This window comes from Zobellella aerophila (assembly GCF_039539325.1).
Lineage (GTDB): Bacteria > Pseudomonadota > Gammaproteobacteria > Enterobacterales > Aeromonadaceae > Oceanimonas > Oceanimonas aerophila.
In genome coordinates, this window is sequence record NZ_BAABCX010000004.1 from 200,931 (window position 1) to 225,795 (window position 24,865).

The 24,865-nt window shown below is 58.2% G+C and carries 23 protein-coding genes; 19 read left to right on the plus strand and 4 right to left on the minus strand.

Annotated features, from left to right (window positions below):
* Positions 1-76 precede the first annotated feature (76 nt).
* From ABD806_RS14515 to ABD806_RS14545, 7 genes are all read left to right on the plus strand, one after another.
* A complete protein-coding gene (locus tag ABD806_RS14515) occupies positions 77-1,258 on the plus strand; it encodes a thiolase family protein (RefSeq protein WP_344959263.1) in 1,182 nt (393 codons plus the stop codon).
* Between the two features lie 138 nt (positions 1,259-1,396).
* The gene (locus ABD806_RS14520) at positions 1,397-2,890 is read left to right on the plus strand and encodes a CoA-acylating methylmalonate-semialdehyde dehydrogenase (protein ID WP_344959265.1); all 1,494 of its coding nucleotides are present in this window, start codon (positions 1,397-1,399) and stop codon (positions 2,888-2,890) included.
* Positions 2,891-2,940: 50 nt separating this feature from the next.
* Complete coding sequence (locus ABD806_RS14525; RefSeq protein ID WP_344959268.1) at positions 2,941-4,095, plus strand: acyl-CoA dehydrogenase family protein; 1,155 nt, start codon at positions 2,941-2,943, stop codon at positions 4,093-4,095.
* Between the two features lie 110 nt (positions 4,096-4,205).
* Positions 4,206-4,982, plus strand: coding sequence for an enoyl-CoA hydratase (locus tag ABD806_RS14530; RefSeq protein WP_344959269.1), 777 nt, complete (start codon positions 4,206-4,208; stop codon positions 4,980-4,982).
* Positions 4,983-4,995: 13 nt separating this feature from the next.
* Entirely contained in the window at positions 4,996-6,099 is a 1,104-nt protein-coding gene (locus tag ABD806_RS14535; RefSeq protein ID WP_344959271.1) for an enoyl-CoA hydratase/isomerase family protein, read from the plus strand.
* 58 nt (positions 6,100-6,157) lie between these two features.
* On the plus strand, positions 6,158-7,051 hold the full coding sequence (gene mmsB / locus ABD806_RS14540) for a 3-hydroxyisobutyrate dehydrogenase (RefSeq protein WP_344959398.1): 894 nt from the start codon (positions 6,158-6,160) through the stop codon (positions 7,049-7,051).
* A gap of 4 nt (positions 7,052-7,055) precedes the next feature.
* Positions 7,056-7,817, plus strand: a complete 762-nt coding sequence (locus tag ABD806_RS14545; RefSeq protein WP_344959273.1) for an SDR family NAD(P)-dependent oxidoreductase — start codon at positions 7,056-7,058, stop codon at positions 7,815-7,817.
* Between the two features lie 318 nt (positions 7,818-8,135).
* Here the strand turns inward: ABD806_RS14545 and ABD806_RS14550 are convergent, their stop codons facing one another.
* Positions 8,136-9,785 carry an electron transfer flavoprotein-ubiquinone oxidoreductase gene (locus ABD806_RS14550; RefSeq protein ID WP_344959275.1) on the minus strand — a complete coding sequence of 550 codons (1,650 nt, stop codon included), beginning with the start codon at positions 9,783-9,785 and terminating at the stop codon, positions 8,136-8,138.
* Positions 9,786-10,319: 534 nt separating this feature from the next.
* On the opposite strand from ABD806_RS14550, the gene ABD806_RS14555 reads away from it, so the two are divergent.
* From ABD806_RS14555 to nsrR, 3 genes are all read left to right on the plus strand, one after another.
* Entirely contained in the window at positions 10,320-11,069 is a 750-nt protein-coding gene (locus ABD806_RS14555; RefSeq protein ID WP_344959277.1) for an electron transfer flavoprotein subunit beta/FixA family protein, read from the plus strand.
* Positions 11,069-11,998 carry an electron transfer flavoprotein subunit alpha/FixB family protein gene (locus tag ABD806_RS14560; RefSeq protein ID WP_344959279.1) on the plus strand — a complete coding sequence of 310 codons (930 nt, stop codon included), beginning with the start codon at positions 11,069-11,071 and terminating at the stop codon, positions 11,996-11,998. The genes ABD806_RS14555 and ABD806_RS14560 overlap by 1 nt, the downstream gene beginning before the upstream one ends.
* Before the next feature lie 417 nt (positions 11,999-12,415).
* Positions 12,416-12,877, plus strand: a complete 462-nt coding sequence (nsrR, locus tag ABD806_RS14565) for a nitric oxide-sensing transcriptional repressor NsrR (protein WP_344959281.1) — start codon at positions 12,416-12,418, stop codon at positions 12,875-12,877.
* 50 nt (positions 12,878-12,927) lie between these two features.
* On the opposite strand, the gene ABD806_RS14570 is transcribed toward nsrR, so the two are convergent.
* Both ABD806_RS14570 and ABD806_RS14575 read right to left on the minus strand, forming a co-directional pair.
* Positions 12,928-14,199 carry an HlyC/CorC family transporter gene (locus tag ABD806_RS14570; RefSeq protein WP_344959283.1) on the minus strand — a complete coding sequence of 424 codons (1,272 nt, stop codon included), beginning with the start codon at positions 14,197-14,199 and terminating at the stop codon, positions 12,928-12,930.
* Positions 14,200-14,280: 81 nt separating this feature from the next.
* On the minus strand, positions 14,281-15,069 hold the full coding sequence (locus ABD806_RS14575) for a cytochrome C assembly family protein (protein ID WP_344959285.1): 789 nt from the start codon (positions 15,067-15,069) through the stop codon (positions 14,281-14,283).
* Positions 15,070-15,213: 144 nt separating this feature from the next.
* Between ABD806_RS14575 and ffh the strand changes: the two genes are divergently transcribed.
* The 5 genes from ffh to rplS all read left to right on the plus strand — a co-directional run bounded on the left by ffh (position 15,214) and on the right by rplS (position 18,742).
* Positions 15,214-16,584, plus strand: a complete 1,371-nt coding sequence (gene ffh, locus ABD806_RS14580; protein ID WP_344959287.1) for a signal recognition particle protein — start codon at positions 15,214-15,216, stop codon at positions 16,582-16,584.
* Positions 16,585-16,774: 190 nt separating this feature from the next.
* Positions 16,775-17,023 (plus strand): 30S ribosomal protein S16, encoded by a 249-nt coding sequence (gene rpsP / locus ABD806_RS14585; RefSeq protein WP_116475077.1) that lies wholly within the window; start codon positions 16,775-16,777, stop codon positions 17,021-17,023.
* Between the two features lie 23 nt (positions 17,024-17,046).
* Entirely contained in the window at positions 17,047-17,568 is a 522-nt protein-coding gene (gene rimM / locus ABD806_RS14590; protein WP_344959290.1) for a ribosome maturation factor RimM, read from the plus strand.
* Positions 17,569-17,597: 29 nt separating this feature from the next.
* Complete coding sequence (gene trmD, locus ABD806_RS14595; RefSeq protein ID WP_344959292.1) at positions 17,598-18,347, plus strand: tRNA (guanosine(37)-N1)-methyltransferase TrmD; 750 nt, start codon at positions 17,598-17,600, stop codon at positions 18,345-18,347.
* A gap of 32 nt (positions 18,348-18,379) precedes the next feature.
* Positions 18,380-18,742 carry a 50S ribosomal protein L19 gene (rplS, locus tag ABD806_RS14600; protein WP_344959294.1) on the plus strand — a complete coding sequence of 121 codons (363 nt, stop codon included), beginning with the start codon at positions 18,380-18,382 and terminating at the stop codon, positions 18,740-18,742.
* A 68-nt stretch (positions 18,743-18,810) separates the two neighbouring features.
* Here the strand turns inward: rplS and mutH are convergent, their stop codons facing one another.
* Positions 18,811-19,488: a DNA mismatch repair endonuclease MutH gene (mutH, locus tag ABD806_RS14605; RefSeq protein ID WP_344959296.1), complete on the minus strand. Its 678-nt coding sequence runs from the start codon at positions 19,486-19,488 to the stop codon at positions 18,811-18,813.
* 674 nt (positions 19,489-20,162) lie between these two features.
* On the opposite strand from mutH, the gene rppH reads away from it, so the two are divergent.
* The 4 genes from rppH to thyA all read left to right on the plus strand — a co-directional run bounded on the left by rppH (position 20,163) and on the right by thyA (position 24,681).
* A complete protein-coding gene (gene rppH / locus ABD806_RS14610) occupies positions 20,163-20,675 on the plus strand; it encodes an RNA pyrophosphohydrolase (RefSeq protein ID WP_344959298.1) in 513 nt (170 codons plus the stop codon).
* A gap of 16 nt (positions 20,676-20,691) precedes the next feature.
* The gene (ptsP, locus tag ABD806_RS14615) at positions 20,692-22,950 is read left to right on the plus strand and encodes a phosphoenolpyruvate--protein phosphotransferase (RefSeq protein WP_344959300.1); all 2,259 of its coding nucleotides are present in this window, start codon (positions 20,692-20,694) and stop codon (positions 22,948-22,950) included.
* 121 nt (positions 22,951-23,071) lie between these two features.
* Positions 23,072-23,890, plus strand: a complete 819-nt coding sequence (gene lgt / locus ABD806_RS14620; RefSeq protein WP_344959302.1) for a prolipoprotein diacylglyceryl transferase — start codon at positions 23,072-23,074, stop codon at positions 23,888-23,890.
* Positions 23,887-24,681, plus strand: a complete 795-nt coding sequence (gene thyA, locus ABD806_RS14625) for a thymidylate synthase (protein WP_344959304.1) — start codon at positions 23,887-23,889, stop codon at positions 24,679-24,681. Before lgt ends, thyA begins: the two co-directional genes overlap by 4 nt.
* Positions 24,682-24,865 lie beyond the last annotated feature (184 nt).

Consider the following 24,865-nt stretch of genomic DNA (forward strand, 5'->3'; position numbering starts at 1 on the left):
ATCTGGTTGTTAATTAGCTAGATGCTTGCTAGCTTTTAATCAACTCTTTACGTAAAGGTTATATCGAGGGTTTGTCATGAGCAGCAAATCAGTGGTGATAGTGGGCGCCGCCAGGACTCCCATGGGGGGGATGATGGGGGGCCTGAGCGGGGTGCGTGCGCCTGAGCTGGGGGCGGTCGCCATACGGGCCGCCCTGGCGCGGGCCGGCGTCGCGCCCGAGGCGGTGGATGAAGTCATCATGGGCTGCGTGCTGCCGGCGGGCCTGGGTCAGGCACCGGCCCGACAGGCGGCCCTGGCGGCCGGGATCCCGGTGGCCACCGGTTGCACCACTGTCAATAAGATGTGCGGGTCGGGCATGAAGGCGGTAATGCTGGCGTATGATCAAATCCTCGCCGGCAGTGCCGGCCTGCTGGTGGCCGGCGGCATGGAGAACATGAGCCAGGCGCCCTATCTGCTGCCCAAGGCGCGCCAGGGTCTGCGTATGGGCCATGGTCAGCTGCTCGATCATATGTTCTGTGATGGCCTGGAAGACGCCTACCAGGGGGGGCTGATGGGCAGCTTCGCCCAGCAGGCCGCCGACCGTTTCGCTATCGGCCGGGAAGCGATGGATGACTTCGCCCTCCAGTCCCTGAACCGTGCCCTGCGGGCGATCGAAGCCGGGGATTTCAAGGCGGAAATCGCCCCGGTCGAGCTCAACGGCCGTACCGGAGTGACCCTGATGGACACGGATGAGCAGCCGGGTAACGCCAGGCCGGACAAGATCCGCAGCCTCAAACCCGCCTTCGCCAAAGAAGGCACTGTTACCGCCGCCAACTCCAGCTCTATCTCCGACGGGGCATCGGCTTTGGTGTTGATGAGCGAGGCCGACGCCCGGGCCCGGGGGCTGAAGCCGCTGGCGCGGATCCTGGCTCATGCCACCCATGCCCAACTGCCGGAAGAATTCACCCTGGCGCCGATTGGCGCACTGGAAAAAGTATTGGATAAGGCGGGCTGGTCCAAGGACGAGGTGGATCTGTTCGAGATCAACGAAGCCTTTGCCGTGGTCACCATGCTGGCCCAGCAGCAGCTCGGGCTGGATCCGGCCAGGGTCAATGTCAACGGCGGCGCCTGCGCCCTCGGCCATCCCATTGGCTCGAGCGGCGCGCGGATCCTGGTTACCCTGCTCCATGCCCTGGACAGGCGGGGTCTGCGGCGCGGGGTCGCGGCGCTGTGCATAGGGGGGGGGGAGGCCACGGCGGTGGCCATAGAGCGGCTTTAGCAGCTCCGCCCGGAGGACGGTTCAGGCATCTTCAGCAGACTGCGGTAATGAATTTTATAGGTCTTGAAGGTTCCTATTAGTAGTGGGTATGGCTGACCAGCCATCGGATGATATCGATTCGGCTCAAAGGTAACTCATATGACACATCAAGTTCCCCTCCTGATCGGAGGCCAGATGATCCACAGCGAAACCAGCCAGTGGATCCCGGTGACCAATCCGGCAACTCAGGAGCTCATCGCCCAGCTGCCCTGTGCCACCGAAGCGGAGGTCAATCGGGCCGTGGCCGCGGCGAAAGCGGCCTTCGACAGTTGGAAAGAGGTCCCCGTTGGCGAACGGGCCCGACTGATGCTGCGCTACCAGGCGCTGCTGAAAGAGCATCATGACGATATCGCTACTTTACTGTCCCGGGATACCGGCAAAACGTTTGAAGATGCCAAGGGCGATGTCTGGCGCGGCATCGAAGTGGTGGAGCATGCCTGCAATATCGCCTCGCTCAGCATGGGCGAAACGGTCGAGAACGTGGCCCGCAAGGTGGACTGCTACAGCTACAGCCAGCCCCTGGGCGTCTGCGTGGGGATCACCCCCTTCAATTTTCCGGCGATGATCCCCTTGTGGATGTTCCCCATGGCCATCGCCTGCGGCAATACCTTTGTGCTCAAACCGTCCGAGCAGGATCCGCTGACGCCCATGCGTCTGGCCGAATTGTTCAAGGAGGCCGGTGCACCCGATGGCTTGTTGCAGGTGGTACACGGTGGTAAGGAGGTGGTGGATCAGTTGCTGGTGCATCCGGATACCCCGGCCATTTCGTTTGTCGGCTCGGTCGCCGTCGCCCAACATATCTACCGGACGGGCACACATCATATGAAGCGGGTTCAGGCCTTTGCCGGTGCCAAGAACCACATGGTGATCATGCCCGATGCCCAGAAACAGCAGGTGATCAGCAACCTGGTTGGCTCGTCGGTGGGCGCCTGCGGTCAGCGCTGCATGGCGATCTCGGTGGCGGTGTTCGTGGGCAGCGCCAATGAATGGATCCCCGAGCTGCGTGATGCCATGGCCAAGGTACAGCCGGGAGCCTGGGATGATGCCAACGCCGGTTTCGGGCCGCTGATCAATCCCCAGGCCAGGGAGCGGGTGCTGCGTTTGATCGAGGAAGGCAAGGCGGCGGGCGCCGAGTGTCTCCTTGATGGCAGCCATTGCCGGGTCGATGGCTACCCCGATGGCAACTGGCTCGGCCCCACCCTGTTCCGCAAGGTCACCACCGAGATGTCTATCTACAGGGAAGAGATCTTCGGCCCCGTGCTGGTCACCCTGGAGGTCGGTAGCCTGGAAGAGGCGATCGGGCTGGTCAACGCCAATCCCTACGGTAACGGCACCTCTATCTTTACCGCCTCGGGGGCGGCGGCGCGCAAGTATCAGCATGAAATCCAGGTGGGTAATGTGGGCATCAATGTGCCCATCCCCGTGCCCCTGCCGTTCTTTTCCTTTACCGGTTGGCGCAAGTCCTTTTGCGGTGATCAGCATGCCTACGGCAAGCAGGCGGTACGTTTCTATACCGAGACCAAGACCATTACCGCCCGCTGGTTCGAGGACGATATCGCCGCCGGCCCCAATATGAGTATTCATCTGAAATAACACCAGGGTGGCTCGGCCACCCTGCTCTGTCCCATTGCAGCGGGGGAACTATGGATTTCGAATTAACGGACGAGCAAATGGCCTTTGCCGATATGGCGACGGCGTTTGCCCAGAATGAGCTGGCGCCTTTCGCCGCCGACTGGGATCGGCAACAGCATTTCCCGGTAGAGATCTTGCGCAAGGCCGGCGAACTGGGCTTTTGTTCCCTCTATGCCCCGGAAAACACGGGCGGCTTGGGACTGAGCCGGCTGGATGCCTGCATTATCTTCGAACGGCTGGCGATGGGTTGTACTTCCACCACCGCCTTCCTCACCATCCACAACATGGTGACCTGGATGCTGTCTAGCTTCGGCACCGACGAAGCCAAGGCTCGTTGGGCCGAAGGCCTGGTCAGTGGCCGGCTGCTGGGCTCTTACTGTCTGACCGAGCCCAATGCCGGTTCGGATGCGGCGGCGCTCAAGACCAGCGCCCGTCGTGACGGGGATGACTATGTACTCAATGGCAGCAAGATTTTTATCTCCGGAGCCGGCAGCACCCAATTGCTGGTGGTGATGGCCCGTACCGGCGAGGCCGGACCCAAGGGCATTTCCTCTTTCGCGGTGGATGCCCAGTCCCCCGGTATCGGCTACGGCCGCAAGGAAGACAAGATGGGCTGGAACAGCCAGCCGACGCGGACCGTCAGTTTTGAAGAGGTTAGGGTGCCGGCTCATGCCTTGCTGGGGCAGGAAGGCGAGGGCTTCAAGCTGGCCATGAAAGGGCTGGATGGCGGGCGCATCAATATTGCCACCTGCTCGGTAGGCACGGCCCAGCAGGCGCTGAACTTGGCACAGCAGTATCTGCTGGAGCGCCAGCAGTTCGGCAGACCCTTGGCCGAGTTCCAGGGGCTGCAGTTCCGGCTTGCCGACATGGTCACCGAACTGGTTGCGGCCCGGCAGCTGGTGCGGCTGGCGGCGAGCAAGCTGGATGGGGCACACCCCGATGCTACCACCTACTGCGCCATGGCCAAGCGCTTTGCCACCGATGTGGGTTTCAAGGTGTGCGATGAGGCGCTGCAGCTGTTTGGCGGCAATGGTTATATCAAGGAATACCCGCTGGAGCGTTATGTACGGGATACCCGGGTGCACCGCATACTGGAAGGCACCAATGAGATCATGCGGGTACTGATCGCCCGCCGGGCGCTGGCGGAAGGGGCGGGGGAATTGTGAGCGGAGTTGAGGTGTAAGCGATAGCAGGGTCGGCTTAGCTGGTCCCTGCTATCGCTGCAGCCACTTGGCATAGTGCTAACAATTAAAGTCGTGCTTGAGGGAGAGCAGTCATGTCCGATGCCATTCGCGTAAACAAACGCGGTCATGTGGCCGTGTTGACCATGAACAACCCGCCGGCCAACACCTGGACCGCGGACAGCCTGTCAGCCCTGGCCGAGACGGTCACCCGGCTGAATGACGACCGGGACATCTGGAGCCTGGTGCTGACCGGAGGTGGAGACAAGTTTTTCTCCGCAGGCGCCGATTTAAAGCTGTTTGCCGACGGCGACCGCAGCGTGGCCCGGGATATGGCCCGGCAGTTTGGCCAGGCGTTCGAAACCTTAAGCGCATTCAGGGGCGTGTCCATCGCCGCCATCAACGGCTATGCCATGGGAGGCGGCCTGGAAGTGGCGCTGGCCTGCGATCTGCGTATCGCCGAACAGCAGGCGGTGCTGGCCTTGCCGGAGGCCAGGGTGGGCCTGCTGCCCTGTGCCGGCGGCACCCAGAATTTGACCTGGCTGGTGGGCGAAGGCTGGGCCAAGCGCATGATCCTGTGCGGTGAACGGCTCAATGCGGAGCAGGCGCTGAACATCGGCCTGGTGGAAGAAGTAGTCCCCAGGGGGCAGGCCGGTGAGCGGGCCTTGGCCCTGGCCGAGCAGGTCGCGGAGCAGAGTCCGACTTCGGTGGCGGCCTGCAAGCGGCTTATCCAGTCCGCCCGCAGCCGCCCTCTGCAGCAGGGCTATATCCTCGAGCGGGAGCTGTTTGTGGATCTGTTTCATAGCGAGGATCAGAAGGAAGGGGTCAATGCCTTCCTAGAAAAACGCAAAGCCGAATGGAAAAACCGCTGACCGGGAGGCCGCCATGAGTTGCGTTATCTTTAGCGAACATCAGGGCCACGATGGCAAGCGTATTGCCGAGATCAGGCTGAACGCGGAACGTACCCTCAATGCCCTGACCCTGGAGATGATCGAGCTGATCCAGCCCAGGCTGGAGGCCTGGCGCGAGGATCCACGGGTGGTTGCCATCCTGCTCGACAGCGCCGGCCGGAAAGCCTTCTGCGCCGGCGGCGATATCGTCCGGCTGTATCAAAGCATGCAGGGCGAAGGCGAGCGCGACTTCCCAATGCGCTATTTCATGCACGAATACCAACTGGACTACAGCTTTCATACCTACCCAAAACCGGTGATCTGCTGGGGCAGCGGCATAGTGATGGGGGGGGGCATGGGGCTGCTGAGCGGCTGCGGCCATCGCATCGTCACCGAAAGTTCCCACCTGGCGATGCCGGAAGTCAGCATCGGCCTGTATCCGGATGTGGGGGCCAGCTGGTTTTTAAACCGTTTGCCCAGGGGGCTGGGGGACTTTATCGCCCTGACCGGTTGCGCAATTAATGCTCCCGATGCCCTTTACCTTGGGCTGGCGGACCGGGCGTTGCGGACGGAGCTGCACGATGAACTGCTGCCGCGGCTGCTGGCGCAGGACTGGCAAGGAGGGGATGCCGGCCGGGTGGTGAGCCAAGTGCTGCGCGAGCTGGAGCAGGAATCAAGCCCCCGGTTTGCGGAGCTGGATTCGCCGCTGCGTCGCCATCGGGAGCTTATCCGGCAACTGATGGACAGGGACGGCCTGGCCGCTCAGGTGGCGGCGATCCTGTCCCTGGAACTGGACGACGGCTGGTTTCAGCGGGCCCAAAAAAACCTGGCCAATGGCAGCCCGCTGGCGATGGCCATGACCCATGAACAACTCAGGCGGGGCCGGCACTGGTCGTTGAAAGAGGCGTTCCAGCATGAGCTGGTGCTGTCGGTGCAGAGCTGCCGCCAGCGAGAGTTTCCCGAAGGGATCCGGGCCCGGTTGATCGACAAGGACAACCGACCCGAGTGGATGTTCGGCTCCCTGGCCGAGGTCGACCCGAGCTTGCTGGCTTCGCTGTTCGAAGCTCCCTGGGCCGAGCATCCGTTAAAGGAGCTGTAAGCGTTTCCCGAACACCGCCAACCAGTTGGCCAAGACGGATTTAAAGGTGGGTAGCATGATGTCAACAATCGCATTTATCGGTTTAGGAAACATGGGCGGCCCGATGGCGGCCAACTTGGTCAAGGCGGGCCACAGGGTGCAGGCGTTTGATCTGTCCGAGGCTGCGCTGAGTCACGCGGTGGAGGTCGGTTGCCAGCGGGCCGCCAGTGCCGTCGCGGCGGTGCAGGGGGCGGAAGTGGTGATTTCCATGCTGCAGACCGGTCGCCAGGTCGACAGCCTCTATATCGGTGGCGACGTGCCTCTGTTCAAGCATATCGACGGCAAGGCCCTGGTGATCGACTGTTCCACCATAGATGCGGCCACGGCGCGCAACACCGCCGTCACCGCCGCCCGTTCGGGGCTGGACTTCATCGATGCGCCCGTCTCCGGCGGGGTAGCCGGCGCCCAGGCCGGGACCCTGACCTTTATCGTGGGCGCCTCCGATGCCCAGTTTGCCCGGGCCGAGCCTGTGCTCAAGTTGATGGGCAAAAATGTTCTCCATGCGGGTGACCATGGTGCCGGCCAGATAGCCAAGGCATGCAACAACATGCTGCTGGCGGTGTTGATGGCCGGCACTTGCGAGGCGCTCAACATGGGTATCAAGAGCGGCCTGGATGCCAAGGTCTTGTCGGACATCATCAAGCGGAGCTCGGGCAATAACTGGGCATTACAGGTCTATAACCCGGTGCCCGGGGTAATGGAAGGGGTGCCTGCCGCGCGCAACTATCAGGGCGGCTTTCAGGTGAACCTGATGTGCAAGGATCTGGGGCTGGCGATGGAGGTCAGCCAGCAAAGCGGTTCACCCGTTCCCATGGGCTCGGCCGCCAAGGCGTTGTTTAACCTGCACCAGGTGGCGGGTAACGGCAGCCTGGATTTCTCCAGCTTGTTGCAACTGTTCAGGGATGCGGAGTAAAGCCATGCAGATTAAAGACAGGGTGTTTGTGATTACCGGCGGCGGCCGTGGCCTGGGGCTGGGGATGGCGTTGCACCTGGCCCGGCAGGGGGCTCGGCTGGCCTTGATCGACAATAATGAAAAGGTGCTGGCCGAAGCCGGTGAAAAGGTCGCGGCCACTGGTGCCCGGGTGGGCGTCTATGCCTGTGATATCAGCCGGGAAGATCAGGTCGAGGACGCCTTTACCCATATTCGTGCCGGGCTGGGCGGCGTGCATTGCCTGGTGAACAATGCCGGCCTGATGCGCGATGCCCTGCTGATCAAGCTGCAGGACGGCAAGCTCAGCCAGAAAATGAGCCTGCAGCAATGGCAGTCGGTGGTGGACGTCAACCTGACCGGTTCTTTCCTGTGTGGCCGGGAGGCGGCGGCGGTGATGGCCGAGCAGGGCGAGGGCGGCCTGATCGTGAATATTTCTTCCGTTTCCCGGGCCGGCAACCGGGGGCAGACTAACTATTCGGCGACCAAGGCCGGGGTGGCGGCCATGATAGTGGGCTGGGCCGGTGAGCTGAGCCGCTATGGCATCCGGGTGGCGGGCATCGCCCCCGGGGTGGTGGCCACCGACATGACGGCGCAAATGAAGCCGGAGGCTATCGAGCGGCTGATTGCCGCCGTACCCATGGGGCGCCTAGGCGACATCGGCGAGATAGCCCACAGCCTGCAATATATCATTGAAAATGATTTTTTTAACGGCCGGATTATAGAAATAGACGGCGGTTTGCGGGTCTGACAAGCACAGGGTATTCGGCTCAGGGTGAGGGAGCTTAAACTAAAGTCTATCTTGTTATTCGTTAATAGAAGGATGATGATTATCCGGCGGTTATTAATAATTAATGTAGCCTTTAAAATCAAATCGTATCAATAGTGTTTACTTAGGTACGAGTTGTTTAAATTTCTGCAGTGCTTTCAGGGCGAGCGATAAAATTATAAAAAATCCACTCACGGATAACCTGTGGAGTTTCCGTCTACTCAACAGGTTATTTTTTTGAGAGAGAAATACTGTTATTTGAATGTCGCCTGAGCAAGCGGCGTTCAATGGCCTGGCCGTCTACATATTGGGGTAGTTGGGACCGCCGCCGCCTTCCGGCACCACCCAGGTGATATTCTGGGCCGGGTCCTTGATATCACAGGTTTTGCAGTGCACGCAGTTGGCGGCGTTGATCTGGAAACGGGGGCCGGTCGTTTCTTCCACCACCTCATAGACTCCCGCCGGACAATAACGCTGGGCGGGCTCAGCATAGCGGGGCAGGTTCTGGCTGATGGGGATGTCGGGGTCGGTCAATTGCAGGTGACAGGGCTGATCCTCCTCGTGGAGGGTATTCGATAGAAAAACCGAAGACAGCTTGTCGAAGGACAGCTTGCCGTCCGGCTTGGGATAATGGATGGGGGAGCACTCACCGGCCGGCTTGAGGCTCTGGTGATCCTGGCGGCTATCGTGCAGGGTAAATGACAGCCTGCCGGCCAGCCAGTTTTGTTCCAGATAGTTGAAGGCGCCGCCCAGCCAGGGACCAAACTTGTGCAGGGCGGGCCCGAAGTTACGGCTGTGGTACAGTTCATCATACAGCCAGGACTCTTTAAAAGCCTGGGTGTATCCGGTCAGCTCCCCACCGCCCTTATCTCCCCGGGCCAGGGCCTGGACCAGGGTATCGGCCGCCAGCATGCCGGACTTCATGGCGGTGTGGGTCCCCTTGATCTTGGCAAAATTCAGGGTGCCGGCATCACAGCCCAGCAGCAGGGCGCCGGGCATGGTCATCTTGGGCAGGGCATTGAAACCGCCCTTGGTGATGGCCCGGGCCCCATAGGCCACCCGCTTTCCCCCTTGCAGATAGCGGGCCAATACCGGATGGTGCTTGAGGCGCTGGAATTCGTCGAAGGGGCTCAGATAAGGGTTGCGGTAGTTAAGGTCGACGATGAGCCCTACCACCACCTGGTTGTGCTCGTCATGGTAGAGGAAAAAGCCGCCGCTGCTGTCACCGCCCAGGGGCCAGCCCGTACCATGGACCACCAGTCCGGGCTCATGCCTGGCCGGATCAATATCCCATAGTTCCTTGATACCAAGGCCGTAATGCTGTGGATCCCGGTCTTGGTCGAGCCGATAGCGGGCGATCAGCTGTTTGCCCAGATGGCCGCGGCTGCCTTCGGTGAACAGGGTGTATTTGGCGTGCAGTTCTATCCCCTGGGTGTAGCCGTCTTTGTGTTCACCATTAGCGGCTATGCCCATGTCGCCGGTGGCGATGCCCCTGACGCTGCCGTCCGGATGATAGAGGATCTCGGCGGCGGCAAATCCCGGGAAGATTTCCACCCCCAGTTGCTCGGCTTGCCCGGCCAGCCAGCGGCAGACATTGCCCAGGCTGGCGATATAATTACCCTGGTTTCGCATGGAGTTGGGAGCGATAGCCTCGGGGAGCTGGATAGCCCCCTGGTCGCTGGTCAGCATAAAGATCTTGTCTTCCTTGACCCGGGTGTGCAGGGGGGTATCTCGTTCGCGCCAGTCCGGGAACAGTTCGTCCAGGGCGCGGGTTTCTATCACGGCCCCGGAGAGGATGTGCGCGCCCACCTCCGAGCCTTTTTCAACCAGGCAGACGCTGAGTTCCAGGCCGTTCGCCTGAGCCTGTTGCATCAGCCGACAGGCGGCCGACAGGCCGGCGGGGCCGGCCCCGACAATAACGACATCAAATTCCATTGACTCTCGACTCACGGCCCGGCTCCTTCAACAGCAAATCTTCAGTAGTGTTAAATAACGGTTCCCAATATTGCTACATCGACCGGGTAGCGCACGCAGACAAGCCATGCCTAAGGTCACCGGTGCTTTACGCCTGCTGCGAACACTCACTGGATATTCGGTCAGCCGTAAAGCTCGCTGCAGGCAGCAAGCTGCCCCCTGGGGCTCCGCTTGCCATCTGACCGCCAGGGAGGGTGGAAATGTCGGAACGGCAGGAGCATTTCCGGCCCTGGCCCAGAGGCTTTGCTTAGCGGCCGGTCGCTGCCTCGAGTGACCTGCTATTCGGAACAGCTATTTAATTTATCGTCATGCTTTTATGTGTTTGTTACCTGATATTAGGTTATTCATTTAGCGGCACAAGCCGTCAGCTCACACTTTCTGCAGTAAAAGGGCCGCCAAATACTTTTGGCAGGAAATGATTTTTGAGAGCTCGGCCATATTGAAGGGCAGCAATAGTGATTATGATGATTTGGTATCTTTGCCCACAGATAGCAATAAAAGGAATGACCTATGAAGGTGCTGGTAACGGTCAAGCGTGTGATTGATTACAACGTCAAGGTCAGGGTGCTGCCAGATCACTCGGATGTGGATTTAAAGAATGTCAAAATGGCAGTCAATCCCTTCTGTGAAATCGCGGTGGAAGAAGCTGTGCGTCTGAAAGAAGCGGGAATAGCCAGCGAGATCATCGCCGTTTCCATGGGGCCGGCGAGCGCCCAGGAACAACTGCGTACCGCCTTGGCGATAGGGGCGGATCGGGCGATTCTGGTGCAGACGGAAGCAACCCTGGAGCCGTTGTCGGTGGCCAAGCTGTTGGCCAAAATCGTCGAGCAGGAGCGGCCCGGCCTGGTATTGATGGGCAAGCAGTCCATCGATACCGACAACAACCAGGCCGGCCAGATGCTCTCTGCCCTGACCGGCATGGCCCAGGCGACCTTTGCCTCCAAGGTCGAGAAAAACGGTGATGAACTCAATGTCACCCGGGAGGTGGACGGTGGCCTGCAGACCCTGGCACTCACGCTGCCTGCGGTGGTGACGGTCGATCTGCGGCTGAATGAACCCCGCTATGCCTCCCTGCCCAACATCATGAAAGCCAAGAAAAAACCGTTGGATACCAAGACACCGGACGATTACGGGGTCGAGGTCAGGGCGTACAGCAAGTTGCTGAAGGTGGAGCCGCCGCCTGTCCGTCAGGCCGGAGTCAAGGTGGCTGGAGTCGCCGAGCTGGTCGATAAACTCAAGAATGAAGCTAAGGTGATCTGATGGCTATTCTGGTAATCGCGGAACATGATAATCAGGCTTTAAAGCCGGCTACCCTTTGTGCCGTTTCCGCCGCACAGCAAATCGGGGGCGAGCTGGATCTGCTGGTGATGGGGCAGGACTGCGGGGTGGTTGCCGAGACTGCCGCCAAGGTGCCCGGGGTGCGCAAGGTACTGCTGGCCGACCACCAGGCCTATGGGCATCAACTGGCGGAAAACGGCTCGGGCCTGGTGGCCGGGCTGGCGGAGGGGTACAGCCATTTGCTGATGCCGTCGACCAGCAACGGCAAGAACCTGATGCCGCGGGTGGCGGCCCTGCTCGATGTGGGGCAGATCTCCGATATTATCCGGGTGGAGTCAGCCGATACCTTTGCCCGTCCCATTTACGCGGGCAATGCCATCGCCACGGTGCAGTCCCTGGACGCAGTCAAGGTGATTACCGTCCGTACCACAGGTTTCGATGCCGCCGCCGCCGAAGGTGGCGATGCCGTGGTCGAAACCATAGGGCAGGTGTTTGAGGCGGGCACTTCCCGTTTTGTGTCCGAGCAATTGGCGCGCTCTGAACGGCCTGAGCTGACCTCGGCCCGGGTGGTGATCTCCGGCGGTCGCGGGCTGGGCTCAAAAGAGAACTTTCAGCTGATCGAGCGGCTGGCCGACAAGTTGGGCGCGGCGATCGGCGCCAGCCGGGCGGCGGTGGATGCGGGCTATGCCGCCAACGATATGCAGGTGGGTCAGACCGGCAAGATAGTGGCCCCCGAGCTGTATATCGCTGTGGGTTTGTCGGGGGCCATCCAGCACCTGGCGGGGATGAAGGACGCCAAGGTGATCGTCGCCATTAACAAGGATGAAGAGGCGCCTATCTTCCAGGTGGCGGACTATGGCCTGGTGGCCGATTTGTTCGAGGTGTTGCCCGAACTGGAAAAGGCGCTTTAATCACCAACAGCAAGGCTGGCTAACCGGGAGGGCCTGCAGGTTTTGTCATCATAGAAGAAGGTGTGGTAAGGCCAGTGTATATTCCGCCCGGATGCTCTGCCTCACTGCCGCCTCCTCTTTTCCCCTGGTGTCCGGCGGTGCTCGCCGGCGTTGTTTTCTCCATTTGCCATATCTTCAGCCGTCTATGCTCACCAAGACGCCGCCCGGTGGTGGCATTAGGGCGCGAGTTCAGTTGTTCTTGAACCACCACCCGAACCCGGTTGCTCGATTACCGGCTCGGGCCGAAAACGGAAGGCACGCCGGCCTGCATTGCTCAACGCTTGCTTTGCCCTTGAGTCCAGATAGAATTCATACCACTTTAGCCATGAATGTGTATTATGTATGTATATTAGTTGCCTGAATCCAGGATTTAGCTAGATGAAACTGACCACATATACTGATTTTGGGCTGAGAGCCATGATGTATCTGGCAACCCTGCCGGCGACAGAGTTGACCAGCGTGGCCCATGTTTCCACACTCTATGGCGTGTCCCGCAACCATATGGTGAAGGTAGTGAACCAGCTGGCCCGGTTGGGCTATATCCATGCGGTTCGTGGTAAAAACGGCGGTATTCGTCTGGCCAAGCCGGCGGAACAGATCAATGTCGGACAGGTGATCCGTGCCCTGGAACATAATCTCAACGGCATCGACTGCGGTAGCCCTGCCTGCCATCTGGTGACTGTCTGCCGGTTAAAGGATGCGCTTAAGCTGGCGATGGACGCCTTCCTGAGGGTGATGGAAAGCTACACGCTGGCCGATTTAGTGGGTAACAGGGATGAGCTGATGGTGATCTTCGAACAGTTGGAGCCAGTCAAGCAACGGGCGGTCAGCCATAACTAATAAGCGCCAAACGGAACCGTAAACGATAAGCAGGCACGGCTGTGCTTTGCTCAACTCGCCTTGTAATAGTGCGGCAACACCCTGACCTGTTTGACCATATTGTTTTCTACTTCGAGAATTTCCATCGGGTAGCCCGCCAGCCGCAGGCCGATATTGGCCTGGGGAATTTCTTCCAGATACTCCAAGATCAGGCCATTCAGTGAACGGGGGCCGTCGGTTGGCAGTTGCCAGCCCAGCTCCTTGTTGATATCCCGGATACTGGCAGAACCTTCGATCAGGTAGCTGCCATCGTCCTGGGGCTTGATCTCATCGCTGAGGGTCGGAGTGATGGTGGTGGTAAAGTCGCCCACTATTTCTTCGAGAATATCATCCAGGGTTACCAGGCCCTGGATATCACCGTATTCGTCGACGATCAGGCCGATGCGCTCTTTATTGCGCTGGAATTTGAGTAACTGTACGTTCAGCGGGGTGGCTTCGGGAATATAGTATAGCTCCCGCACCGCCCGCATCAGGCTGGACTTGCTGAATTCATCCTTGGCCAGCAGTCGCAGGGCGTCCCGGGCATGAATAAAACCCAGGGCATCGTCTATGCTATCGCGATACAGCAGCACCTTGGTGTGGGGGCTTTGCAACAGGCGCCGGTTGATGGTTTTCCAGTCCTGGGTAACGTCGATACCGTAAATTTCATTACGCGGTACCATGATGTCATCCACCGTGACCTTCTCCAGATCCAGGATGGACAGCAGCATATCCTGGTGGCGACGGGGGATCAGGGTGCCGGCCTCGTTGACTATGGTTCTCAGCTCATCCGAGCTGATGGCGGTGTCTTCCCGGCTCTTGGTATTGATGCGCAGCATGGCCAGCAAGCCATTGGAAATGGCATTGATCATCCACACAAAAGGATAGAGCAAGACCATCAGCGGCTTGAGGATAAAGGACGCGGGAAAGGCCACCCGCTCCGGATAAAGGGCCGCCAGGGTCTTGGGGGTGACCTCGGCAAAGATCAACACCACCAGGGTCAGGCTCATGGTGGCGATGGCCACGCCGTAATCACCGAACAGGCGGATGGCAATCAGGGTAGCAATGGCCGAGGCCATGATATTGACCAGGTTGTTGCCGATCAGGATAAGGCCAATCAGGCGGTCGGGACGAGCCAGCAGTCTTTCCACCCGGATGGCCCCTTTATGGCGACTCTGCGCCAGGTGACGTAACCGGTAACGGTTCAGCGACATCATGCCGGTTTCAGAGCTGGAGAAAAAGGCAGAAACAAAGAGTAAGGCTATCAGGATACCGGTTAAGGTACCCGTGGATATGTCGTCCAAGCAGACCGTCCTGTGTGTAAAAGCTGATTCAATTTCTAAGGCTTTAAGGGATGAGTGTCAAGTTACGACATGGGCCCAAGGTCAACGCAACAGGATTTCGCTGACAAAACGGCTGCCGAAATAGGCCAGGGTAAGCAGCACGCTGCCGGCCAGGGTGGCCCAGATCACCTTGCGGCCGCGCCAGCCCAGGCGGTGATGACCCCACAGCAGGGTTACGTATAAACACCAGGCGATAATGCTGAGCACGGCCTTGTGGGCCTTACCCGGGCTGAACATTTCCTGCAGGAAAAACAGACCACTGGAAATCGACAGGGTCAGCAGCACCACACCGGCAAAAATCAACCGGAACAGGTATCGCTCTATGGTCATCAGCGGCGGCATGGTGGGCAGGTTGGTCAGCTTGTGCTTTTTCAACCGGTGATCGAGAAAGCCCAGCAGTATGGCCAGCAGGCAGGCAATGGTCAGCAATGAGTAAGAGATAAGGGCGAGTCCGATATGCAGCAATATTTCCGGCCGGGTTTCCAAGTGCATGCTGTAACTGCCGGGCAGCAGGAAGTCGGTCACCAGCAACAAACCGGCGAAGCCATAGACCACAGGCATCAGCAGCCAGACGTTGAAACGGCTGACCAGCACCGTCATCAGCAGGCAGATGATCAGGCTGATCAGGGAGGCCACATTCAGCATACTCAGGTTTTGACCGGGCACCAGGATCACCGCATCGAACAGCCATAAGCCGTGGAGGAAGAGGGCGCAGAGGGCGGCAATCAACCCGTATTGACGCCCCTTGTGATGGGGGTGAAGCAAGTTATGCACACAGGCGACGGCCGCCAACAGATAAAATGCCATCGCCAAAACAGCAAGCAATTCCATAATGAACGTCAGCCATTAACCAAGAATCTGAATAAGAACGGCCAGTATACCCCCAAGCTCACGGATCTCGCCAGCGAAGGTGTCTTAAGTTCGGGGCGCGACTTGGGTATACTGGTCGCAATTTTCGCCAATTGCGGACCTGTTATGTTTGAGAACCTCACAGAAAGATTGTCCAGGACCCTGAAGAACGTCAGTGGCCGTGGCCGTCTGACCGAAGACAATATCAAGGAAACACTGCGCGAAGTGCGCATGGCGCTGCTGGAGGCCGACGTCGCCCTGCCGGTGGTGCGTGACTTCGTCAATCGGGTCAAGGAGCGGGCGGTGGGCCAGGAAGTGGCCAAGTCCCTGAGCCCGGGTCAGGCCTTTATCAAGATCGTCAATGCCGAACTGGTGTCGGTGATGGGCGAGGCCAACGAGGCGCTGGATCTGGCGGCGCAGCCTCCGGCGGTGATCCTGATGGCGGGTCTGCAGGGGGCGGGTAAAACCACCTCGGTGGGCAAGCTGGCCAAGTTCCTGAAAGAACGCCATAAAAAGAAGGTGCTGGTGGTCAGTGCCGACGTCTATCGGCCGGCGGCGATCAAGCAGCTGGAAACCCTGGCAGCGGATCTGGAGGTCGAGTGTTTCCCCAGTAATGCCCAGCAAAAGCCGGTGGATATCGCCACCAATGCGGTGGCCCATGCCCGCAAGCAGTTTTTCGATGTGGTGCTGGTGGATACCGCCGGCCGGCTGCATATCGATGCCGACATGATGGGGGAGATCCAGCAACTGCATGGCGCCCTTAATCCGGTCGAAACCCTGTTTGTGGTGGATGCCATGACCGGTCAGGATGCGGCCAATACCGCCAAGGCCTTTAACGAGGCCTTGCCGCTGACCGGGGTGATCCTGACCAAGGCGGACGGGGATGCCCGTGGCGGGGCGGCGCTGTCGGTACGTCAGCTCACCGGCAAGCCGATCAAGTTTATCGGTGTCGGTGAAAAAACCGATGCCCTCGAACCTTTCCATCCGGACCGGGTCGCCTCCCGGATCCTCGGCATGGGCGATATGCTGTCGTTGATCGACCAGATGGAGCGCACGGTCGACAAGGGCAAGGCCGCGGAAATGGCCCAGAAGCTCAAGAAGGGCAAGGGCTTCGATCTGGAAGATTTCCGCGATCAGCTGGCCCAGATGCGCAATATGGGCGGCATGATGAGCTTGATGGACAAGATGCCGGGTATGTCCCAGCTGCCGGACAATGTCAAAGATCAGGTGAACGACAAGCTGACGGTGCGCATGGAGGCTATCATCAACTCCATGACTCCCAAAGAGCGTCAGCATCCGGATCTGATCAAGGGCTCGCGCAAGCGCCGCATCGCCATGGGCGCGGGCACCGAGGTGCAGGAAGTGAACAAGCTGCTCAAGCAATTCACCCAGATGCAGAAAATGATGAAAAAGATGTCCGGCAAGGGCGGCATGCGCAAGATGATGAGCCAGATGAAGGGCATGATGGGCCCCGGCGGGCGGCGGGGGCCCTTCTGATACAGGAGAGAATTGGGAGCGGGGAGTAGGGGGGCGACCCCCAGTTGTGGGTCAACGATCCTGAAGGGGCGCGCAAAAATACAGCTTTGGTTGCATTCGATACGGATCAGAGTACAATTGCGCGGCTTATTTTAAGCCAGGGTTCGCATTGTCTGCGGACCTTGTTTGTTTCAAGTATATAGAGGACGGTATGGTAACCATTCGTTTACAACGTGGTGGCGCGAAAAAGCGTCCGTTCTACCAGGTAGTAGTTGCTGACAGCCGCTATGCTCGCGATGGTCGTTTCATCGAGAAAGTAGGCTTCTTCAACCCGATCGCCGCAGGCCAGGCAGAGAAACTGCGTCTGGACCTGGAGCGCATCAACCACTGGGTAGGCCAGGGTGCGAGCGTTTCCGAGCGCGTAGCCAAGCTTATCAAAGACGCGGCCAAAGCGGCCTAAGTCTTGAAAGGTAGGGAGTTAAGGTGAGCGACCCTGTAGTAGTAGGCCAACTGGGTGCCGTTTACGGTATCAAGGGTTGGTTGAAGGTCAACTCCTTTACCGACCAGCCAGAAGGCATTTTCGATTATCAACCCTGGTTGATAAAAGACGGCAAAGGCTGGCGTGAAATCCAGGTGGCTGGGTGGAAGCGTCACAGTAACGGCCTTATCTGCAAGCTGGCCGATATCGATCAACGGGAAGAGGCCCAGGCACTGACCGGTACCGATATCGCGGTGGGTGCGGATGTATTTCCTGCTCTGCCGGAAGACCAGTTTTACTGGCGCGATCTGATCGGTTGTCAGGTGAACAACACCAGGGGATACCACCTGGGTGAAGTGACTCAGCTGATGGAAACCGGCTCCAACGACGTGCTGGTGGTCAAAGCCAATGCCAATGATGCGTTTGGTCAAAGAGAGCGGTTGATTCCGTTTTTAGAAGAACAGGTGGTTAAGTCCGTCAATCTGACGGATAAGATCATCGAAGTTGATTGGGATCCGGATTTTTAATTCCAGTCGTCCGGTGCGCGGAGAAAATCATGTGGATAGGGGTTGTCAGCCTCTTCCCGGAGATGTTCCGGGCAGTAAGCGACTTTGGAGTGACCGGTCGGGCCGTAACAGATGGCCTGCTCCAGCTGGAAAGCTGGAATCCGCGAGACTTCACCCGGGATCGGCATCGTACCGTCGATGACAGGCCCTACGGGGGCGGACCGGGTATGCTGATGATGGTGCAACCATTGCGTGATGCCATAGCGGCGGCACGGGCAGCGGCGGGCGAAGGGGCCAGGGTCATTTATCTGTCTCCCCAGGGCCGTAAGCTGGATCAGCAAGGTGTAGCCGAACTGGCCAAGCAGGATAAGCTTATCCTGGTTGCCGGGCGCTACGAGGGCGTAGATGAGCGTGTAATTCAGGCCGATGTCGACGAAGAGTGGTCGGTTGGGGATTATGTACTCAGTGGTGGTGAATTACCCGCCATGGTACTGATCGATGCGGTGGCCCGTCTGGTGCCCGGTGTCCTCGGTGACATGGCCAGTGCCGAGCAGGACTCCTTTACCGAAGGCCTGCTGGATCATCCCCACTACACGCGTCCTGAAGACTTGTCGGGACTAACCGTACCCAAGGTGCTGCTAAGCGGCAATCATGGTGAGGTCGCCCGCTGGCGGTTGAAGCAGTCATTGGGCCGGACCTGGTTAAGAAGGCCGGAACTCTTGAATAACCTAGCTCTGACTGACGAGCAAGAGCAGCTTCTTGCCGAGTTTGTTCGCGAATATCGCGAGCCAAAGCAGTAGAGTTTTCAGTTTACCCTAGGTAAGGAAATATCATGAGCAATATCATTAAGCAGCTTGAAGACGAACAATTGCGTACCGATATCCCGGAATTTGGTCCCGGTGATACCGTGCGTGTGATGGTACGCGTTGCCGAAGGTGGCAAAGAGCGTCTGCAGGCCTACGAAGGCGTTGTTATCGCCAAGCGTAACCGCGGCCTGCACTCTGCTTTCACCGTGCGTAAGATCTCCAACGGTGAAGGCGTAGAGCGTTCCTTCCAGACTCACAGCCCGCTGATCGGCAGCGTAGAAGTTAAGCGTCGTGGCGCCGTGCGTCGTGCCAAGCTTTACTATCTGCGTGATCGTGCCGGTAAGTCTGCTCGTATCAGAGAGCGTCTGACCAGCAAAAACGGCAAATAAGCCGATCCGGTTGTAGAAAAGGCCCGCAGTTGCGGGCCTTTTTGTTGTGGGCGGCGAAAACCGGCCGCTTACAACATAAAATGCCGGGCCAGCAGGGCCGCGGTGAAACCGATTTTCAGGTAGAAGCCCCGGGGCAGGGTCTGGATTGGCTCGCCATCCTTGCCGATGGCGGCGGTTTGCGCCCGGCTATTGGCGGCCTTGGGCCTCAGCTGCAACACTTGTCCATGGCGGGCGGTGATCTCCTGCACCCGTCCCAGGCTAATCAGCTCCATCAACTCTTCCCAATCCTGACGCAGTAGATGTTCTTCCTCTGCCGTGGGTTCCCACAGCAGCGGCTGCCCGATGCGCCGCTCGCCCGGGGGAATTTCTCGCTCCCCCAGCACCGGGATCCAGAGTACCCGGGATAGTTTGTTACGCACATTGGAGTTTTCCCAACGGATGCCGGCGGTATCGGTAAGCGGAGCCACGCAGACAAAGGTGGTCTCCAATGGCCGGCCATGTCTGTCCACCGGGATGGTTTTCAGCTCTACTCCCAGTTCGGGAAAATCCTGCTCGGGTTTGGAGCCGGCACTGGCGCCGAGTGCCAGTTCGAGCAACTGACCCACCCAACCCTTGTCCCGCCGCAGATCCCGTGGTACTTCCAGGCCCTGTTGCTGTGCCAGCTCAGCCAATGACCAACCGGCCAGCTGTTCGGCCCGGGACAGTAACATGGCGACGGAATGGGGACGGGAATCCGATTTGTTCATTTTTCGTTCACCAGTGTCGCTTGACACAGCATGATATCTTGAACCCCATAGTGAATGTAACTATATGATTATTAATGATTTAAATGCTTATGCGCCGGTCTTTTTCTGCTGGATAAATGATATACCGGTTTTCCCTGTCTATAAACATGCCATTGCACAGCCTTATCCACAGAAAAATGGGATAACTCATCATGCGCGTATAAGGCAAGCGGACAAAAGCGCCTAAAGATGAAAAATCAGGATTTTTCAGCTGGCTGACACCCGGGAATCACGGACTATTTGTGGATAAGTTGCTGTTGGTGGATCTTTGTGCTATCGGACTTATTAACATTATCCTGGCCGCCTGTGATACTGGTGAAAGATCCAGTTTTGCTTGCGGTTTGTTTTTTATATATTTGATAAATATGTATTTTTATTTATCTTTGAAACGAAATCATAAAACCGTCAGCCATCATGTACTAACAGGGTAAATAAGCTATACAGGCTTTATCACAAAATTATCCACATATTTTGGGGGAAAGGATCGGCAATAGATCCTTTTTCTGTTTATAACTATTGACAATGAGCTAAGTTATTCAGTGCAGACTGTCCCCATGAGTTAACAGCATGATTTGCCGGGAATAGGGGAATGTGGAACAATCATGGCAATGTGAGCTTTTTAGTCTGGTGATTGCGTGATAGATGGTGACGGTTTTCGTCCCAATGTAGGCATCGTGATCTGCAATCGCAACGGTCAGGTGTTATGGGCCAGACGCTATGGACAACACTCCTGGCAGTTTCCACAGGGTGGAGTGGATGACGGTGAAACGCCGGAACAGTCCATGTATCGGGAGTTGTATGAGGAAATAGGCCTTAAGCCGGAAGATGTGACCCTGCTGGCGGTGACCCGTCACTGGCTTAAGTACAAGTTACCCAAGCGTTTGGTCCGGTGGGAGAGTAATCCCGTATGCATCGGTCAAAAGCAGAAATGGTTTCTGCTGCGATTGGATTCGGATCATGAATCGAACATTCAGTTCGGGTGTCATGGGCATCCCGAGTTTGATGACTGGCGCTGGGTAAGCTATTGGTACCCGGTACGGCAGGTGGTGTCTTTTAAACGGGAAGTTTATCGGCGGGTGTTAAGGGAATTTGCTCCCATAGTGATGGCGGAGCAAAGCCGCAAAGATGGGCGTAAACGATATAGATAAATAAGGAGAGCGCGGCGTGTTAAAGGAATTACGAGAGATAGTCGAGCGGGTTACCGCCTCTTCCGATTTGAACGAGGCCATGTCCGAGCTGGTCAAACAGACCCGTGACGCGATGCAGGTCGACTGTTGCTCTATTTATTTGCGCCGTGATCTCGACCAGGCCTATCTGCTGGCGGCCACGGATGGTCTGGCTCCGGAGGCGGTGGGCCACGCTCAGATCCCCTTCGGCGAAGGCATTGTCGGGTTAATCGGTGAAAAAGAAGAGCTGATCAACCTGGCGGATGCCCAGCATCATCCCCGTTTCAAATACCTGCCCGAAGCTCAGGAAGACGCCTTCAAGTCCTTCCTCGGCTCGCCGATCATTCACCAGCGCAAGACCCTGGGCGTGCTGGTGGTCCAGCAAAAACAGGTACGCCTGTTTGAGGAAAAGGAAGAATCTTTCCTGGTTACCCTGGCGTCCCAGCTGGCGACCGTGATTGCCCACGCCGAGGCCAAGGGCAACCTTAAATCTCCCAACTGGCACGGAGTGTTGCGCGGCTTGGCCGGCTCGCCGGGTGTGGCCATCGGCAAGGCCTGGGTCTGGCAACCCAGGGTTGAGCTGGGCCAGGTCAAGCCACGTAAATCAGATGATCCGCACCAACAGCAGGCCCGGCTCGACAAGGCTCTGCAGCAGGTGGATGAAGAGCTGGACAGCATGGCGCTTCGCTTCAAGGAGTCCTCCTCCGGGGAGTCGGTGGCCATTTTCGAGGTTTACCAATATATCCTGAAAGATCCCGTGTTCATGGGCTTGATCCGTGAAGATATCGAGCGGGGCTGGACGGCCGGCAGCGCCATCAAACGGGTCTGCGAAAAACAGATTACCCAGTTTACCGCCATGTCCGACCCCTATCTGCGGGAGCGGGCCGCCGATGTGCGGGATCTGGGGCAGCGGCTGTTGACCCGCCTGATCCATGAGGATGACGGCCCGTTGGCGCTCAGTGAGCCGGTGATCCTGGTGGCCGACGAGATCAGTGCCACCCTGATTGCCGAAATCCCCAGGGGCAAGCTGAAGGCCCTGGTGGCGGCCAAGGGCTCCATCAACTCCCATGCCACTATCCTGGCCCGGGCCATGGGCATACCGGCGGTGATCGGCATCGATCATTCGTTCGAGCTGCTGGAAGACAAGACCCTGATCGTCGATGGCTACAGCGGTGAGCTGCTGGTGGAGCCAATCAAGTCGGTGCTGCGGGAGTACAAACGCCTCATCGCCGAAGAAGAGCAGATGAGCGAGCTGTTCGCCACCGTGCGTCGAGAGCGTTCGGAAACTCTGGATGGCGTTAAAATCTCGTTGCTGCTCAATGCTGGCCTCAGCGCCGACACCGAGATCGCCATGAACGATGCAGCCGATGGCGTGGGGCTGTTCCGCACCGAAATTCCCTTTATGATGCGCGACCGTTTTCCGTCCGAACTGGAGCAGGCCGCTAATTATCGTCGGATCCTGACCAGCTATGCCGGCAAACCCGTGTGCATGCGCACCCTGGACGTGGGCGGAGACAAACAACTTCCCTATTTTCCCATCGTGGAAGAAAACCCTTTCCTGGGTTGGCGGGGCATTCGGTTGACCCTGGATCACCCGGAGATTTTTCTGGTGCAGCTCAAGGCCATGCTGAGGGCCAGCGAAGGCATCGACAACCTGTCGGTCATGCTGCCGATGGTGGGCAACCTGGATGAAGTCAGGGCCGCGCGTCGCTTGTTGGACAGGGCCTGGCGCGAGGTGTCGGCAGAACCGGGCATCGCCCCCGATGGTATTCGTTATCCCAGCCTGGGGGTCATGATAGAAGTGCCTTCATTGCTTTATCAGCTGCCCGAGCTGGCCCCCCTGGTGGACTTCTGGTCGGTGGGGACCAATGATCTGACCCAATATCTGCTGGCGGTGGATCGCAACAACGGTCGGGTGGCCGATATCTATGACGCCCTGCATCCTGCCGTGCTGCGAGCGCTGCAACAGATCATCGACAGTGCCCGGTTGTATGCCAAGCCGGTCTCCATTTGCGGCGAGTTGGCCGGGGAACCTATCGGTGTGCTGGTGTTGCTGGCGATGGGCTACCGGCGCTTCAGCATGAACAACAGCAATATCATGCGTATCAAATATATAGTGCGCCAGTCCCGAGTCGATGAATTGCAGAAGGTGTACCAGGAGGCGCTGAGCCACAAGCATACCGGCGCTTTTAAGGGGGTGTTTGGCCGCTACCTGGAAGAGCGGGGGCTGGGCGGGCTGTTGAGGGCGGGCAACTGAGCCTGCCGGCAACGGCTTTCCCCCATCCCGCCCGGGCACGAACGGCAGTATAAGCACACTTATATTTTCATTTTCCGCGCCGGCGTAGCACAATACCCTTTTTGTTTAATAGGGTATGTGCATGTCTACGAGCCATTGGGTATTTCCCCAATTTGATCCCATCGCCCTGCAAGTCGGCCCCTTGGCCATTCACTGGTATGGCCTGATGTATTTGCTGGGCTTTCTTTTTGCCTGGTGGTTGGGCAACCGACGGGCGAGTCAGCCAGGTTCCGAGTGGACCAAGGAACAGGTGTCCGATCTGCTGTTTTACGGCTTTTTAGGGGTGATCCTCGGCGGCCGCCTCGGCTATGTATTCTTCTATCAGCTCGATACCTTTCTCGCCGATCCCCTGTACCTGTTTAAAATCTGGACCGGGGGCATGTCCTTCCATGGCGGACTGCTCGGGGTGATCACCGCCATGCTGCTGTTTGCCCGCAAAGTCGGTAAGCGGTTCTTCGCCGTATCGGACTTTATTGCCCCGCTGATCCCCTTTGGCCTGGGCGCCGGGCGGCTGGGCAACTTTATCAACGGCGAGCTGTGGGGACGGGTAACGGATGTGCCCTGGGCCATTATCTTTCCGGCGGCGGGCGCCTTGCCTCGTCATCCTTCCCAGTTGTACCAGTTTGCCCTGGAAGGGGTATTGCTGTTGCTCATATTGAACCTGGCCTGGCGCGTCCGGCCTCCCAGAGGCACCATTTCCGGCCTGTTCCTGTTCGGTTATGGCCTGTTCCGTTTCCTGGTGGAGTTTGTGCGCGAGCCCGATGCCCAGTTAGGGCTTTATCTGAATATGTTCAGCATGGGGCAACTGTTATCCATGCCCATGATGCTGGCCGGTTTTATCATGATATGGGGGGCCTACCACAAGCCCCGCTGGTTTGGTAATGGAGAGAAAACAGCATGAAGGCCTATTTGGAGCTGATGCAGCATATTCTGGATAAGGGTGAACAGAAGGAAGATCGTACCGGTACCGGCACCTTGTCGGTGTTCGGCCACCAGATGCGCTTCGATTTGAGCCGGGGCTTTCCGCTGATCACCACTAAGAAATGCCACCTCAAGTCTATTATCCACGAGCTGTTATGGTTTCTGAACGGCGATACCAATATCGCCTACCTCAAGCGGCACGGCGTCAGTATCTGGGATGAATGGGCCGATGAGCACGGCGAACTGGGACCGGTTTACGGCCACCAATGGCGCAGTTGGCAGGGAGCCGATGGTCGGGTTATCGATCAGATCAGCCAAGCCCTGGAAACCATCAAGACCAATCCGGACTCCCGCCGTATCATCGTCTCGGCCTGGAATGTGGGGGAGCTGGACAAGATGGCGCTGGCACCCTGCCATGCCCTGTTCCAGTTCTATGTGGCGGGCGGCAGGCTTTCCTGCCAGTTGTATCAGCGCAGCTGTGATGTGTTCCTGGGGTTGCCCTTCAATATCGCCAGTTATGCCCTGCTGACCCATATGATGGCCCAGCAGGCCGGTCTGGAAGTCGGGGACTTTGTCTGGACCGGCGGCGATGTGCATCTGTACCTCAACCACCTGGAGCAGGCCCGTCTGCAACTGGGCCGGGAACCCAGAGCATTGCCCCATTTACGGCTGGCAAGGCAACCGGAGTCGCTGTTTGAGTATATGTTTGAGGATTTTGTGCTGGAAGACTACCATCCACACCCACATATTAAGGCACCGGTAGCTATTTAACCTATTTTCATATGTTAAATTTGCTGATAGGCAGGATAACATTTTAATATCATCGAGTATTCCAATGTTGAGCCGTTAATATATTCGCTTTTTCCGAGCAATTAATCAGAAACAACCGATTACTCGCGGAATCATGAGCTGATTACACTCGAATGAATGGATTCAAGTGTTATGGAGACTCATT